This window comes from Acidimicrobiia bacterium (assembly GCA_036396535.1).
Taxonomy (GTDB): Bacteria; Actinomycetota; Acidimicrobiia; order Spongiisociales; family UBA5794; genus DASWKR01.
The window spans coordinates 81,631-96,288 of record DASWKR010000017.1; the positions used below are offsets into that span (position 1 = coordinate 81,631).

Below are 14,658 nucleotides of genomic sequence, written 5' to 3' on the forward strand. Positions count from 1 at the left end.
GCGGCGGCGTGCCGCCTCGAGGCGGCACGCCGAACGCGAACCGGAGCCCGTACGGGCTCCGGTTCGAATCGCACCGCTCCCGACAGGAGCGAAGTGGTTTCGGCTAGAAGTTGTCGATCAGCTCCTGCCCGCTCGACAGGTCGGCAGCCGGGTTCGGGTCGAGGTCGAGCGCCTCCTGCGCCTGGTGCAGGTACGACACGTCCGTGTAGTCACGCCACGGGATGTCCTCCCTGACGTTGCCGAACGGTGCGACGAACCCCAGCCACTCGTCCATCTCGGCCGGGTCGAACCCGAGGTCCTGGCTGAGGATGGTGGCGTCCAGGTCGAACACCTCCCACGCGTTGTCGGGGAAGTCGATCTGGAACTCGTCGTTCAGGATGCTCCTGACCTCCTCCTTGTTGGCGAGGGTCTTCACGTACCTCTGTGCCTGCAGGTATGCATAGTTCCACGCCACCGGGAAGTTCGGGTCCTCGTCGATCTTGCTCTGGAGCATCCCGAAGCCGCCCTGTGGCGAGTTGAGGAAGTCCTGGTAGAGCGCCGATCCACCGACCTCCTCGGCGAGCGGAATGTGCCGCGGGAAGCCGATCGTGGCGTCGACTGCCCCTGAGAGCATGGTCGTGACCCAGTCATCCGATCCGCCCGTCAGGTTGCGGAAGTCGACGTCCGTCTCCCAGTTGTAGCCCATCTCCTGCAGCATGAACTTGGCGAGCGCCTCGTTCACCATCCCCTCGCGGCCGCCTCCGACGATCTTGCCTGCGAGGTTGTCGACGGTGATCCCTTCGTTGGCGACGAAGACGAGCGGCTGCGAGCCCAAGTTGATGCTGATCATCTTCAGCCCCTGCGGGTCGCCGCCCTGGACGGCTTTGTCCTCGAAGTCGTAGAGCACGTCCGAGTCGTACAGGGCCACGTGGTACGAGCCTGCCAAGGTGGGTGGGATCGGGTCGTCGGCGTCGTTGATCTCGACGCTCTCGATGCCGACGTCGGCGAAGAAGCCCTTCGTCTGCCCGACGTACAGCGGCGCCCGCAATACCCGGTTCGGGTTGTTGTAGCCGACCGTGATCGACGAGATCGACGTGCTCGGAACTGCGCCCGCCGCTCCCGTCGTACCCGTGCCGCCGGCCGTCGTCGTAGCTCCGTCTCCGTCCCCGCCGCAGGCCACCATGAGCAGTCCGCCGGCGACGCCGGAGCCGGCAACCGTGATGAACCTTCGCCTCGATAGCCCGTTGGGCACGCCGACACCTCTCTCTCTTGCAGTCATCAGCCCTTCCTTCTGTCTTGCCTCAGGTCTCGGTGACCTGCCTCCAGGGAGCGATCTTGGCCTCCATCGTCCTGGTCCCCTGGACGAGGACGAGAGCGAACACGGCCAAGCTGAACAGCGCGGCGTACGTGAGCGGCGAGTTGAAGGCGCTCGCCGACCTGAAGATCAGCCAGCCGAGCCCGCCGAGCGTGCTCGCTCCGGTGAGGAATTCGGCGAGCACGACCCCGATGAGTCCGCGGCTCAGGCTGAGTTGGACGCCCGAGACGACGAACGGCAATGTGTACGGGAGCACCACCTTGCGGTAGATCTGCGGGCGCGACGCCCCGAATACCCGGGCGGCGTTGATGAGCGACTGGTCGGTCGTCTTCACTCCTGCCCACGTGTTGATGATGACGGGGAAGATGGCGGTGAGGATGACGAGCACGTACTTGATCGAGCCGCTGATGCCCAGGAACATCACGAGGATCGGGTAGATGGCGATCCTCGGCAGCGACGACAGGGTCCACACGTAAGGGCTGAGGATGGCATCGAGCCACTTGCTCCCACCCATGACGAGCCCGATCGGGATCCCGACCCCGATGGCGATGAGCATGCTGATGCCGTACACCTTCAACGTCACGAGGAAGTTCTGGACGATCACGAAGTCCCGCAGCAGCTGCGTGTTGGTGCCTTCGATGGTCGAGCCCCCGAACCAGCCGATCCTCAAGGCCCGGAACATGTCGACGAACGACGGGAAGATGATCCGCGGGCCGATCAGCTCGGTCTGGGCGATGATCTCCCACAGGATGAAGAAGACGCTCAGGTTGATGGCGGTGATGATGGCGAAGCGGTGGCGCCGCCAGAGCCGCTCCGGAGTCTGGTCGGCGTCTCGCATCCTCGGCTGAGACACGATCGCCGTCGCGTCGACCTTCCTCGTCTTCTCCTGCGTCACGGCGTGCCACCCCCTGTGTCCATGTGAAGCGCTCCGGCGAAACCGCCGCCCTGGCCGGAGTTGTCGACCCGTTGTCCCTCCATCGCCTCGTCCTTGACGAGGCTCCAGAGGTGCTCCCGGAGCTCGCCGTACCTGGGATGCGACGTGATCTCACCTTCTGCGAGTCGCGGCCGCTCGATGTCGACGTCGACGATCTCGCGCACCGTGCCGGGCCGCTGTGAGATCACGACGATGCGATCGCCGAGTGAGATGGCTTCGTCGATCGAGTGGGTGATGAAGACGACGGTCTGCTTGGACTCCATCACGAGGGCCTCGAGTTGGCCCTGGAGCACTTCCCGGGTCATGGCGTCGAGGGCGCCGAACGGCTCGTCGGCGAGCAGGACCTTCGGGCTCGTGACGAGCGCCCTGGCGATGCCGACGCGCTGGCGCATGCCTCCCGAGAGCTCATGCGGGTACGACGACTCGAAGCCCGTGAGACCGACGGCGTCGATGACCCTCTGGACGCGCTCGCGCTGCTGGTCCCTCGTCACCCCGAACTCCCGGAACTCGAACGGCAGCCTCACGTTGTGCTCCACCGTGCGCCACGGCATGACCGCGTAGTCCTGGAACACCATGGCCCTGTCCTTGCCGGGACCCTCGATCGCCTTGCCGTTGAACGAGATGGTCCCCTGCCATGGCTTGAGGAGGCCGGCGATCACGTTTATGAAGGTCGTCTTGCCACAGCCGGACGGACCGACCAGGACGAGGAACTCGCCCTCGTTGACGGTCAGGTTGATGTTCGTGAGCGCAGTCAGGAGCTTCCGCTCACGCTCCAACTCGTATCCGCAGACGAGGTTCTCGGCGACGATGAGAGGACGTGCACCGTTCTGACCTGCCGTCATCGTTCTTCACCCGCAATCGATTGCGAATCGAGCCTAGGCGGACGGCTTACCCGATTCCAACGCATGCCGGGTGTCCGACCGCCGCACCCACAAGTATGGCGCGCCGCGTCACAACGCGAGGAGACGCCTGGCGTTCTCCAGCATGATCTTTTCGCGGACACCGGGTTTGATGTCCAGCTCTGCGAACTCCGTCAGCCAGCGCTCGACGGGGATGACGGGCCAGTCGGTGCCGAACAGCACCCGATCCTGGATGAGCGAGTTGGCGTAGTGAACGACCTCCTGGGGGAAGTATCGAGGAGCGAAGCCCGAGAGGTCGATCCAGTAGTTCGCCTTGTGCCAGCACGCAGCCAGGTTCTCGTGGTGGAAGGGCCAGCCGGGATGGGCGGAGATGACGTTCAGCTCCGGGAAGTCGGCGGCCATCGAGTCGAGGTGGATCGGCCTGACGTGGTCGAGCTTGTACCCCATCCCGCCCGGCCTACCCGCTCCGGCACCCGGGAAGCCCATGTGGAACATGACCACGAGGCCGAGCTCCTGACACGCCTCCCAGACCGGGTAGAGGCGCTCGTCGTTCGGGTAGAACTTCTGGCGCGCCGGGTTGAGCTCACCGATCCCTTTGATGCCGAAGTTCGCATGGCAGCGCCCGATCTCGTCGATGGCGGCGTCGCCCTTCCACGGATCGATCCCCGCGAACGGGATGAAGACATCCGGATGAGCCGCGGCGGCCGCCCCGATCAGGTCGTTCGGGGCCGGAGGCACCCCGGAGATCGTCTCATCGTCCGAGTTCGTGAGCACGGCCATCATCCGGTGCCCCCGGTAGTGATCGGCCTGCTCGTCGAAGGAGACCGGAGCCCGCTCGCTCCCGAAGTGCTCGCCCATCTGCTTGCGGCGCGCTCCCATGGCCGCCAGGAACTCCTCCGTTTGCGGATGGGTGTGGATGTCGATGGCGACGACGCCGTCCCTCATGGTCCGCCAGTCCCTGCGAGCTCGTCCCGGATCTCGACGTCGTGCTCGCCGAGCAACGGTGCCCTGCGGCTCACGGTGAGCGGCGTGTCTCCCAGCCGGACCGGCGGCCCGACCTGGCGCATGGGCCTGGCGCCCTCCCCCATGTCCGTCTCGACGACGATTCCGAGTTGCTGCACCTGTGGGTCGTCGAACACGGACTCGAACCCGTATATCGGCCCGTGGGGAACGTCGGCTGCCTCGAGTATTGCGAACCACTCCGCCCTGTCCTTCTCGGCGAAGGCCGCCTTGAGCTCGGTGTCGAGCTCGAGGTAGTTGTCGTGCCTGGCGTCGCGGTCGGAGAACCGCGGGTCGTCTCGCAGTTCTGGCCGCCCGACCGCCTCCGTGACCGCCACCCAGAACTTCTCCGGTACGGACATGTGGATCACGAACGGCAACCCGTCCCTCGAGACGACACCGTACGCCTGTGCTCTGCGCTGCCTCGTGTTCGGGACCGTGACCTCAGCCATGTCGAGCATGTTGGTGCCCGGCTCCACGAGGAAGCCGAGCACGGCGGCCAGCATGGCGGCGTCGACGTACTGGCCGCGCCCGGTTCTCTCCCTGGCGAACAGGGCGGCGAGGATCCCCTGGACGGCGAACGCCCCGGCGAGCAGGTCCGAGAAGGCTGGGCCGACCGGCTGAGGATGGACGGGGTCGAGGATCTGGCTGTACATGCCGCCCATCGCCGAGATCACGGTGTCGTACGCCGGACGATCGACGTAGGGACCGGACGATCCGAATCCGGTGATCGCGCAATACACGAGCCGGGGATTGCGCGCCGCCAGCGTGTCCCATCCAACCCCGAGCCGGTCCATCACCCCCGGCCGAAAATTCTCGAGCACGACGTCCGCCGTGTCGACGAGGCGCATGAAGAGGAGACGATCGGCGTCCATCTTGAGATCGAGGGTGATGCCGCGCTTCGTCCTGTTGTAGGCGGCGAACTGAGGGCTATACGGCCGATCGCCGGCCTGCCAGTAACGCATCGGGTCGCCCTTGCCGGGGTCCTCGATCTTGATGACATCCGCGCCCATCTCGCCGAGAGCCTTGCCCGCAACAGGCGCCGCGATGTAGCGCGAGAGCTCGAGAACCCTGACGCCCACCAGCGGACCCTCCGTCACCCGGAGCCCTCTCGAGCTGCGTCGTCGGGAACGGTGTCACGGATCACGGTGCCGTTGTGCATGATCCGCTCGTGGATCGGCACCGCCTTGGCCACGAGGTTGTACACCGGGCAGCGGGCGTTGGCCTCGTCGACCATGGCGAGCACCACGGATGCAGGAGACGGGCTCGTCACCGCCGCCTCGATGACGATCCATTGCGGGTTGGCGGGGATGCCGTCGATGAGGTGCTCGCCGCGCATGTCCATGTAGGTGACCACGTCGATGTCGAGCGCCGCCAACTCGCACCCGGCGAGTGCCGCCCCCTTCGAGTACCACACCTGCTGGCAGAAGGCGAGCCCGCTGAGAAAGTAGCGCAGGGGGCTCGGGTGCTCGGCTCGGCCGCCCCGGTCCTCGGACTCGTCGCACTCGAACACGAAGTCCTTGTCGTACTGGACGAAGCGAGAGACGGCGTGCACGTCTGAGACGAGGCTCGTCGAGACCCGCGGACGCACGTGCCCCGCGGCAGCATCGGCCCTGAGGCGCCGCTCGGTCTCGACGACGTTGGCGCGCAGCTTGTCGGCATCGGTCGGCATCGAGCAGGATGCTATCCCACGGCGCCGAGCCGCTCGCACCGGATCCGTTCTTGCGTCCCACCATCGCATCTGTGCGATGGTGGGACGCCAGAGCGAACCACCGACTCGTTGACAGGCACCGCAACCGTTTGCGATCGTGCTGCCCATCACCGATCGAGGGAGCACCCGATGCCAGATCCGCGACTCGAGGCCGCCATCGCCCACTGGGCTCCGAGATATGTCGAGGACGGGATCCCGATCGGGGACTTCGAGGAGGTCACCGCGTCGATCGACTCTTGGGACGACTGGTGCGCCGCATGGTCGGATCGCGGAGCCGCCCACGAGGAGCTCGGCGACGCCGCCCTCACGGCAGGCCACCGCAAGAGCGCCGGATACCACTTCGTCACCGCGGCGGCGTGTTACCACTTCGGCAAGTTCCTCTTCGTTCACGACCCCGCCCAGCTCAGGGCGACCCACGATCGGGCCATCGCCGCCCACCGCAAGGCACACCCTCTCCTCGAGCCTCCGATAGAGCGGTGTGAGGTCGCTTACGACGGGCACGTCCTCGTCGGCAACCTCCGCAAGCCGGCCGGGGAAGACCGCCCCCCGATCATGGTGATGATGCCCGGCCTCGACTCGACGAAGGAGGAGCTGGAGTTCTACGGCCGCTGGTTCCTCGAAAGAGGGGTGGCCACGTTCGCATTCGATGGACCCGGCCAGGGGGAGGCCGAGTTCGACCTGGCGATCGAGCCGGAGTACGAGCGCCCGATCGCAGCCGTGATCGACCACCTCGAGTCGCGCGGCGATGTCGACACGTCTCGCCTCGGGGCATGGGGCGTGAGCCTCGGCGGCTACTACGTCGTGCGCGCCGCCGCCTTCGAGGAGCGGATCAAGGCGGCCGTCTCGCTGTCCGGTCCGGTCCGCTTCGTCACGGAGTGGGACGTCATCCCGCCGATCTCACGACTGGCCTTCCAGGTCAGATCCCACAGTGCCAGCGAGGAAGAGGCCAGGGAGGTGGCCGCCAGGCTCGACCTGACGGGAGTGCTCGGCAAGGTGCGGTGCCCCCTCTACGTCATCGCGGGTGACAGGGACAGGCTCATACCCCCGGAGGCGGCGGCGGAGATCGCCGCCGGTGTCGGCGGTCCCGTCGTGCTCGACGTCGTGCGCGACGGCAACCACGTCGTCAACAACAAGGCGTACCGATACCGGCCCAAGACCGCCGACTGGATGGCGGGACAGCTCGAAGCCTCAGGAGGTTGATGTGGCAGTACAGCGGTGGAACCCGGAGACCGTGGCGGCACCTGCGAGCTCCTACTCGATGGTCGCCAGGGCGCCGCAGGGCGCCACGATCGTGCAACTGGCGGGCCAGGTGGGCATCACACCCGAAGGCGACCTCGAGGAAGGCGCCGAGGCCCAGGCGCTGGCTGCCTTCAGCAACATCGAGCGCCTGCTGGCCGCCGTCGGGGCGACACCGGCCGACCTGCTCCACCTGCGGACGTACGTCGTCGGCCGGGAGGCGCTCGCCGGGTTCCGGTCGGCGAGGGAAGCGACGTATGCGCGCTGGTTCGGCGTCGACCCGCCTCCGACCCACACCTTGCTGGTCGTGGCCGGGCTGTCGGGAGAGGACATGCTCGTCGAGGTGGAGGCCCTCGTCGCGACCCCGTGACCAGGTGCGCTTCGGCTACGGTGAGCGCACCTTGGCTGAGCTGGTCGGTGTGGTGGGGGTGCCTCACAACCCTCTGCTGTGGCGAACCATGCGGGACGACATGCCTGAAGATCTCGCCAGGACCGCCGAGAACTTCGCGCGGCTCCGCGACAGGCTCACCGCGTGGGAGCCGCAGGCCGTGGTCGTCGTCAGCTCGGACCACCTGAGGCGCTTCTTCCACGACAACTCACCCGCCTTCTGCATAGGCAAGGCGGATCGCTTCTCCTGCACGTACGAGAACGAGATGCGCACCTTCGGCCTCGAGCATTGGGAGATGACGGGGGCGACCGACCTCGCCGGGTGGCTGCTCGGCGACCAGGAACTGGCCGGCAGTCTCGACTTCGCGATGTCGAACGAATGGGTGCTCGACCACGCCTTCACGATCCCGATGGTCTACCTGTCGCCGGACCTGCAGATCCCGATCGTCCCGATCCACACCAACACGAACATCCCACCGATACCCCGGGCCGCCAGGTTCGTCGAGCTCGGCCGGTTCCTCGCCGCTGCGATCGCAGCCTTCCCAGAGCGGGCGAGGGTTGCCGTCATCGCCTCCGGCCATCTCGCCACCGAGATCGGAGGCCCACGACAGTTCCTCGGCGGTGGCTCGCCCGACCAGGAGTTCGACGACGCGGCAGTCGCCTGGATGGCCGAAGGCGACGTGGAAGGGGCGATCGCAGGGTGCTCGTTCGACCGGATCTCCAGGGCGGGCAACGTCACCCACCAGTTCCTGAACTTCCTCGTCGCCCTGGGAGCCGGAGGGGGCCCGGCCACGTTCGCCGAAGGCACGCCGTCTCGATACGCCAACGCGCCGTTCTTCCTGTGGGAGCCGGCGACGTGAGCCGTTACGAGATCGACAAGCTGATGCGACACATCGAGGAGTCGGACGGCGCCGTCCAGGCCTACGCCGCCGACCCCGCTGCATACGTCGCCGAGTGGGAGCGACGAGCGGCTGAGGCCCGGACGCCACCTCCCGACGGCGGCGTGCTCACCGATGAGGAACGGGCTGCCTTCGTCTCCAAGGACCCGATCGAGCTGTACCGACTCGGGGCGCATCCGTACCTCCTGTGGCACTTCGCCGAGGCGGTCTTCGTCTGGGCGGGCGACACGAAATGGCCGGATGCCAACCGGCTCTTCAGGGACGGCGTGGCGCAGCACGGCTATCCGGACTTCGGAACATAGAGAGCGAGGCGAGACGGCTCGGTGGGGACGTGGTCGTATGGCACCTGACCCGGTAGGTTGAGCCACCGTGATGGAGGACACCGGAACGAGCGTCTGCTACCGGCACCCGGACAGGGCGACCAGGCTGGCGTGCTCGAACTGCGGCCGCCCGATCTGTGCGGATTGCTCGCGGGACTCGGCCGTCGGCCAGAAGTGCCCGGAGTGCTCGAAACCCGAGGGCAGGCACAGGGTCGTCACCGCCAGGCAGGCGTTCGGCGGCCCGAGCTTCCAGACCACGCCCGTCACCTTCACGGTCATCGGCATCAGTGTCGTCGTGTTCCTCCTCAACGCCTCGATGAGCCCTCCGGAGCTGAACCGCTTCAGGGTCGATTGGGGTCTGATCGGGCTTGCGGTCGAGCAGGGCGAGTGGTGGCGAGTGGTGACCGCGGCCTTCCTCCACGGAGGGATCACCCATCTCCTCTTCAACATGTATGGGGTCTACCTGCTCGGCCCGAGGCTCGAGCGTGAGACCGGCTCGCTCGGGTTCGCCCTCTTGTATCTCGCCTGCGCCGTGGGGGGCAGCTACGTGTCGTTCCGATTCGGCGATCCGCGGGCTCTGTCGGTGGGCGCCTCGGGCGCCTTGTTCGGCATCTTCGGCGCCTGGCTCTTCGTCGCCTTCCGCCTGAGGAACACGGCCGGCGGACGGGCGCTCCTCAATCAGTTCCTCGTCCTGCTGGCGATCAACGCGGCACTGCCGCTGATCATCGAAGGCATCGACTGGCGCGCCCACCTCGGCGGCCTGGCCACCGGGATGCTCGTGGCGGCTGCTTGGTCCAGGTTCGCGGCAGGCAGGCCGGACGCCCGACGCAACCGGGCGCTCATCGCAGCCGTCGTGCTGGCAGCCGGCATGCTGCTGGTGCTCCTCGTCTGAGGTCGATGGGGGTGGCGAGACCCCCGGTTACACTCGGCCCGGCGTTGGCCAACCTCCTCTCTGAACGACCGGGCGAAGCGTGCGGCGTCTTCGGGATCCTCCTCCCGGGAGCCGACGCGGCCCGCCTCACGTACTTCGGCCTGTTCGCGCTGCAGCATCGCGGGCAAGAGAGCGCAGGCATCGCCGTGTCGGACGGTGAGACGATCACCGTGTACAAGGACCTCGGCCTCGTCGCCCAGGTCTTCGACGAAAGGACGCTGGCCGGACTCAGTGGCGACCTCGCCATCGGGCACACCCGGTACTCGACGACCGGCTCATCGGTGTGGGCGAACTCGCAACCCGTCTACCGCCAGCTCGGACGGAACGGGATCGCGCTCGCCCACAACGGCAACCTGACGAACACGTCACAGCTGGGCGACGAGCTCGGACCCGTCGCAGGGACGACGGACTCGGAGCTGATGACCGAGGTCATCGCCTCCGAGATGCAGGGCGACGTCGGGCTCGCCGACGCCATGGAGCGGGCGCTGGCGCGCTTCGAGGGTGCCTACACACTGGCCGTGATGGACCGCACGACGCTGGTCGGGGTTCGCGACCCACTCGGCTTCCGGCCGCTCTGTCTGGGGAGGCTCGGCGACGGTTGGGTGGTGGCATCGGAGACGGCGGCGCTCGACATCATCGGCGCAAAGTTCGTTCGCGAGGTCGAACCGGGCGAGATGGTCGTCTTCGACGGCGTCGAGCTGACATCGCGGCGCCCCTTCGCGGAGGCGAGGCCGAGGCTGTGCCTGTTCGAGTTCGTCTACTTCGCCAGGCCCGACTCCGTCCTCCACGCCCAGACGGTGCACGCTGCTCGCAGGAGGATGGGCGAGGCCCTCGCCGCCCAGGCGCCTGCCGAGGCGGACATCGTCGTCCCCGTGCCGGAGTCCGGGATCCCCGCAGCCCAGGGATACGCGGCCGCATCGGGCGTCCCGTACCGGGACGGCCTGGTCAAGAACCGATACGTCGGGAGGACCTTCATCGAGCCCGCCCAGTCGATGCGCGATCGCGACGTGCAGATGAAGCTGAACGCGATGCGCGGCGAGCTCGAAGGACGCAGGGTGGTCCTGGTCGACGACTCGATCGTGCGCGGCTCGACGACCAGGCAGCTCGTGCAGATCGTGCGGGACGCCGGCGCCCACGAAGTGCACTTGCGGATCTCGTCCCCGCCGTACCGGTGGCCGTGCTTCTACGGCATGGACACGGGCGACCGCTCGACGCTGCTCGCCGCAGACCGTGACGTCTCCGACATCGCCGCCTACCTCGCCGTCGACTCGCTGGCGTATCTCGACCTGGAGCGGCTCATCGCAGCGACGGGAGCACCTGCGGACTCGTTCTGCACCGCCTGCCTGTCCGGCGACTACCCGACGCCGCTGCCGGTGACGACGGACAAGTACCAACTGGAGCGATCGTGATGGCCACGTACAGCCAAGCAGGCGTCGACCTCGAGGCAGCCGACCAGCTCGTCGCAGCCATCGGCCCTGCCGTCACCGCCACCTGGCACGGCGGCATCGTCGGCGGCTTCGGGGGCTTTGCCGCCGGGCTCACGTTGCCTGCCGGGTATCGCAACCCGGTCCTGATGATGTCCACGGACGGCGTCGGGACGAAGGTGGACGTCGCTCGCCGGGCCGGAATGCTCGACGGTCTCGGGTTCGATCTCGTGGCGATGTGCGTCGACGACCTGGCGGCGGCAGGCGCCAGACCCATCGCGATGATGGACTACATCGCGGTCGGGCACCTCGATGTGGCGGCCGTGGCCGCCATCGTCCGCTCGGTGGCGGCGGCATGCGAGTCGGTGGGCGTGGCCCTGGTCGGAGGTGAGACTGCCGAGCATCCGGGCGTGATGGAAGAAGACGCTCTCGACATCGCAGGCACCGCCCTCGGCATCGTCGAGCTCGGAGCGGAGATCGACGGCTCGCGCATCGTCGCCGGCGACGTCCTCGTCGGGATCGACAGCCCGAACTTTCGCTCCAACGGATTCTCGCTGTTGCGGAGCGCCCTCGCCGGGCTCGAGCTCACATCAGAGCTGCCGGGCACCGGAAGGTCGGTGGCGTCCGTGCTCCTCGAGCCGTCCGTGGTCTACGCGCCGGTGGTACTCGACGTCATCGGTGCCGTCGACGCGCACGGCCTCGCCCACGTCACCGGCGGCGGGATCGCCGGGAACCTCGAGCGGGTACTCCCGTCGTCCGTCGACGCTTCGGTCGATACGGCGTCCTGGCAGCGCCCCGAGGCATTCGACGTCGTCGCCCGCCTCGGCGGCATCGACCACTCCGAGATGTTCAGGACGTTCAACATGGGGATCGGCTTCATCGCCGTGGTGCCGGCGGCCGAAGCCGCGACGGCCATCGACGTGATCAGTGCTGCCGGGCGGCGGGCGTGGCAGATCGGCGAGATCCGGGAAGGCACCGGGCGCGCCGTCCTCGGCTGATCACCAACGTCCCGATCTCCGCCTGGCCCTCTTGAAGCGCTTCGCCGAGGCGTCGCGAATCTTCTTGTCCTCCTCGGACTGACCGGGCGCTCCCGGCCCCGAGAGCTCGCCCAGCGTTCCCGTCCCGGTTCGCTTGCTGCTGTTCCCAGCGATCTTGGGGAACGTGAAGGCGGCCAGGATGATTGCGCCGAGGGCGACGAACATTATCCCGAGCCCGACCGGCACTCCGCCACCGTCCGTCTCCTCCTCCGCCGACTCCGCAACGGGCGCCCTGGCGCTCGCCGATCCGACCGCACCCACGAGGTCGGGCGGAATGACGAGGCCGTTCGGCCGGTAGATGCGGGTCGCCGTGCAAGCGTCGTCGGCGAAGGGAGGCCGATCGTTGGCGGGGAAGATCAGGTAGATCCCTCCCTGCTGGAAGGTGCGTGCGTTCGCCGCGGTGGCTCCCGTGTTCCCGTTCACGGTCACGTGAGGTGGGAGGTCATCTCCCTTCCAAACGGCCATGACCGCCATCTCGGCCGTCCTCCCGGCGTCGCTCGTCGACTCCACCCTGCCCATGAAGACCACGTCTGCCTGGGTGATCTCCGTCTCGAGATCGGTGCGGTCGCCGCACGCCTGCAGAGCGGTGGCGGGGGGGATCATGCTGAGCGCGGCGACACACACCAGCGCAGTGAGGGTGGCGAGTCGGCGCATGCCATACTCATCGGACGCCGGCACGCCTGCCTGGAGAGTTTGATGACCGCGGGCTACTCGGGGACGCCCCTCGCCAGAAAGCTCGGCATTGCGACGGGGATGACCGTCGCCGTGCTCGGCGACCCCGGTCACTTCGCCGACGTCGTCGCCCCGCTCCCGGCCGGCGTGACGTTGCGCCGCGATCTCAGAGCCCGTACCGACCTCGTCGTGTGCTTCACGAAGAGCTCGGCCGACCTGCGATCGCGCCTCGGTGCTCTCGGACGCGCCATCTTCCCCGACGGGACCCTGTGGGTCGCATGGCCGAAACGGGCGTCCGGTGTGCCGACGAACGTCACCGAAGACGTCGTACGCCAAGTCGTGCTGCCCGCCGGGATGGTCGACGTCAAGGTGGCGGCGATCGACGACGTCTGGTCCGGTCTCAAGGTCGTATACCGCAAGGAGCACCGCTGAACCCTGCCGTTTCCCCGCCGGCCCCCCGGCACCAACCATGCCCACCGTCGATCTGGGAGCCCACGACCCGGCGGTGTCACGCTCGAGCCTGCCCTCGCGCGGCAGTCGCGACTCAGCCGGCCAGCTCCGCCGGGTCTCCGGTGTACGGCTTCGGTTGCCATGCCCCCGGCTCGGTCACTCCTGCCGCCTCGAGGATCCTGTCGCGGGCTGCCTCGGCGAGCCTGCGCACGCGGCCCAGGTCGTGGTCGACGAGCTCGCCGTCTTGCTTGCGGACCTTCCCAGCGACGAGGACGGTGTCGACAAGGCGGGGATTCCCCGATTCGACGACGGCTCCGAGCGGGTAGTTGAGCGGCACCATCGGCCACGAGTCGAGCCGCACCATCGCCATGTCGGCCTGCTTACCCGGCGTGAGCGTCCCGACCTCGTCGTCCAGCCATGCAGCTCTGGCGCCCCCCCTCGTCGCGAACCCGAGCACGTCGGGGGCGAGCAGCGGGAGCGTTTCGACGACCGTCCCCGCATCGATGGCCTCCAGGTTCACCAGGTAGCGGCTCCCTGCGAGCACGGCGCGCATGGCAGAGAACATGTCGCCGCCGACCGAGGTGCACACGTCGATCGAGAGGGATACCGGGATCGAGCGGGCGACGGCACGCAGCGCGGCCAGCTCGCCGTGACCCATGTGCATCTCGAGCTCGGGAGCAACGGAGATGCACCCCCCGGACCGGGCGATGAGGTCGAACTCGGCGTCACCGATCGTGTTGCAGTGGACGTATGTCACGTCTTCGCCGAGGAGACCCATGGCCTCGAGCTGCTCGAGCGGCTTGTTCAGCCCCCAGAGTCCGTCCCCCACGTGCACGGTGATCGGCGTGCCCGCTTCCCGCGCCAGGTCGAAGTCGTGTCGCGTCACCTCGGGGGTCGTGAACTGCGGTCCGCGAAGCGACATCGCCAGCGTCACCAGCCCGCCCGCCGACGGGAAGTGCTCGTCCCGGATCCTCAGGACGTCCCGAGAGTGGGGAACGTCGCTCACCGGGATCCACTCGTCGTTCGAGTTGCCGTACGCGAACACGGCACGCATTCCCGTGTCTCGCAGCGCCTGGATGGCGGCATCGGCATGCTCGGGCGTGTTGTTGTTGTGGGACCAGTCGACGAGCGTCGTGATCCCGGAGTCGAGCGCCTCGAGCGCCCCCACGAGGTTGGCGGCGTACATGTCCTCGGGCGTGTAGCGGCGCCCGAGCACACCGCGCACCCCTGTGAAGTACTGCGGAAGGGTCCAGTCGGTCGACACGTGCCGGATGAGCGACTGCCACGTGTGGCGGTGGGTGTCGACGAATCCGGGCAACACGACCCTGTCTGTCGCGTCGATCTCGAAGGCGTCGACCTCGCCGAGGGAGGGCTCGACGGCTGCGATCCTCTCGCCCTCGACGAGAACGTCGCCGGTCGCCAGAGTCCCCTTGGTGGGATCCATCGTCACGACGATGCCCCCGCGGATGATGGTCCTGGTTGGCGTCATCTCACTCCTCCGATC

Annotated in this window: 16 protein-coding genes; 8 read left to right on the forward strand and 8 right to left on the reverse strand. The window is 67.7% G+C overall.

The genetic code is table 11. The annotated features are described in order from the left end of the window. Positions 1-103: 103 nt before the first annotated feature. From VGC47_02810 to VGC47_02835, 6 genes are all read right to left on the reverse strand, one after another. The gene (locus VGC47_02810; GenBank protein HEX9854223.1) at positions 104-1,258 is read right to left on the reverse strand and encodes an ABC transporter substrate-binding protein; all 1,155 of its coding nucleotides are present in this window, start codon (positions 1,256-1,258) and stop codon (positions 104-106) included. A gap of 22 nt (positions 1,259-1,280) precedes the next feature. After that, on the reverse strand, positions 1,281-2,189 hold the full coding sequence (locus VGC47_02815; protein HEX9854224.1) for an ABC transporter permease: 909 nt from the start codon (positions 2,187-2,189) through the stop codon (positions 1,281-1,283). Next, entirely contained in the window at positions 2,186-3,070 is an 885-nt protein-coding gene (locus VGC47_02820) for an ABC transporter ATP-binding protein (GenBank protein ID HEX9854225.1), read from the reverse strand. The genes VGC47_02815 and VGC47_02820 overlap by 4 nt, the downstream gene beginning before the upstream one ends. 108 nt (positions 3,071-3,178) lie before the next feature. Beyond that, the gene (locus tag VGC47_02825; protein ID HEX9854226.1) at positions 3,179-4,033 is read right to left on the reverse strand and encodes an amidohydrolase family protein; all 855 of its coding nucleotides are present in this window, start codon (positions 4,031-4,033) and stop codon (positions 3,179-3,181) included. After that, positions 4,030-5,169, reverse strand: a complete 1,140-nt coding sequence (locus VGC47_02830) for a CaiB/BaiF CoA-transferase family protein (protein HEX9854227.1) — start codon at positions 5,167-5,169, stop codon at positions 4,030-4,032. The genes VGC47_02825 and VGC47_02830 overlap by 4 nt, the downstream gene beginning before the upstream one ends. A 14-nt stretch (positions 5,170-5,183) precedes the next feature. Continuing rightward, on the reverse strand, positions 5,184-5,759 hold the full coding sequence (locus VGC47_02835) for an OsmC family protein (protein HEX9854228.1): 576 nt from the start codon (positions 5,757-5,759) through the stop codon (positions 5,184-5,186). Between the two features lie 168 nt (positions 5,760-5,927). Between VGC47_02835 and VGC47_02840 the strand changes: the two genes are divergently transcribed. From VGC47_02840 to purM, 7 genes are all read left to right on the forward strand, one after another. Beyond that, positions 5,928-6,998 (forward strand): alpha/beta hydrolase, encoded by a 1,071-nt coding sequence (locus VGC47_02840; protein HEX9854229.1) that lies wholly within the window; start codon positions 5,928-5,930, stop codon positions 6,996-6,998. A gap of 1 nt (position 6,999) precedes the next feature. Continuing rightward, on the forward strand, positions 7,000-7,404 hold the full coding sequence (locus tag VGC47_02845; protein HEX9854230.1) for a RidA family protein: 405 nt from the start codon (positions 7,000-7,002) through the stop codon (positions 7,402-7,404). Positions 7,405-7,435: 31 nt separating this feature from the next. Beyond that, entirely contained in the window at positions 7,436-8,281 is an 846-nt protein-coding gene (locus tag VGC47_02850) for an extradiol ring-cleavage dioxygenase (protein ID HEX9854231.1), read from the forward strand. Next, the gene (locus VGC47_02855; protein ID HEX9854232.1) at positions 8,278-8,622 is read left to right on the forward strand and encodes a hypothetical protein; all 345 of its coding nucleotides are present in this window, start codon (positions 8,278-8,280) and stop codon (positions 8,620-8,622) included. The genes VGC47_02850 and VGC47_02855 overlap by 4 nt, the downstream gene beginning before the upstream one ends. A 70-nt stretch (positions 8,623-8,692) precedes the next feature. Beyond that, positions 8,693-9,532 carry a rhomboid family intramembrane serine protease gene (locus tag VGC47_02860; protein HEX9854233.1) on the forward strand — a complete coding sequence of 280 codons (840 nt, stop codon included), beginning with the start codon at positions 8,693-8,695 and terminating at the stop codon, positions 9,530-9,532. A 44-nt stretch (positions 9,533-9,576) separates the two neighbouring features. After that, the gene (purF, locus tag VGC47_02865) at positions 9,577-10,980 is read left to right on the forward strand and encodes an amidophosphoribosyltransferase (protein ID HEX9854234.1); all 1,404 of its coding nucleotides are present in this window, start codon (positions 9,577-9,579) and stop codon (positions 10,978-10,980) included. After that, the gene (gene purM, locus VGC47_02870) at positions 10,980-11,993 is read left to right on the forward strand and encodes a phosphoribosylformylglycinamidine cyclo-ligase (protein HEX9854235.1); all 1,014 of its coding nucleotides are present in this window, start codon (positions 10,980-10,982) and stop codon (positions 11,991-11,993) included. Before purF ends, purM begins: the two co-directional genes overlap by 1 nt. On the opposite strand, the gene VGC47_02875 is transcribed toward purM, so the two are convergent. Beyond that, on the reverse strand, positions 11,994-12,686 hold the full coding sequence (locus tag VGC47_02875; protein ID HEX9854236.1) for a hypothetical protein: 693 nt from the start codon (positions 12,684-12,686) through the stop codon (positions 11,994-11,996). It abuts the gene before it with no gap. Positions 12,687-12,728: 42 nt separating this feature from the next. Here VGC47_02875 and VGC47_02880 point away from each other — a divergent pair, with 42 nt between their 5' ends. Beyond that, positions 12,729-13,136, forward strand: coding sequence for a DUF3052 domain-containing protein (locus VGC47_02880; GenBank protein ID HEX9854237.1), 408 nt, complete (start codon positions 12,729-12,731; stop codon positions 13,134-13,136). A 112-nt stretch (positions 13,137-13,248) separates the two neighbouring features. On the opposite strand, the gene VGC47_02885 is transcribed toward VGC47_02880, so the two are convergent. Next, positions 13,249-14,643, reverse strand: coding sequence for an amidohydrolase family protein (locus tag VGC47_02885; protein HEX9854238.1), 1,395 nt, complete (start codon positions 14,641-14,643; stop codon positions 13,249-13,251). Between the last annotated feature and the right edge of the window lie 15 nt (positions 14,644-14,658).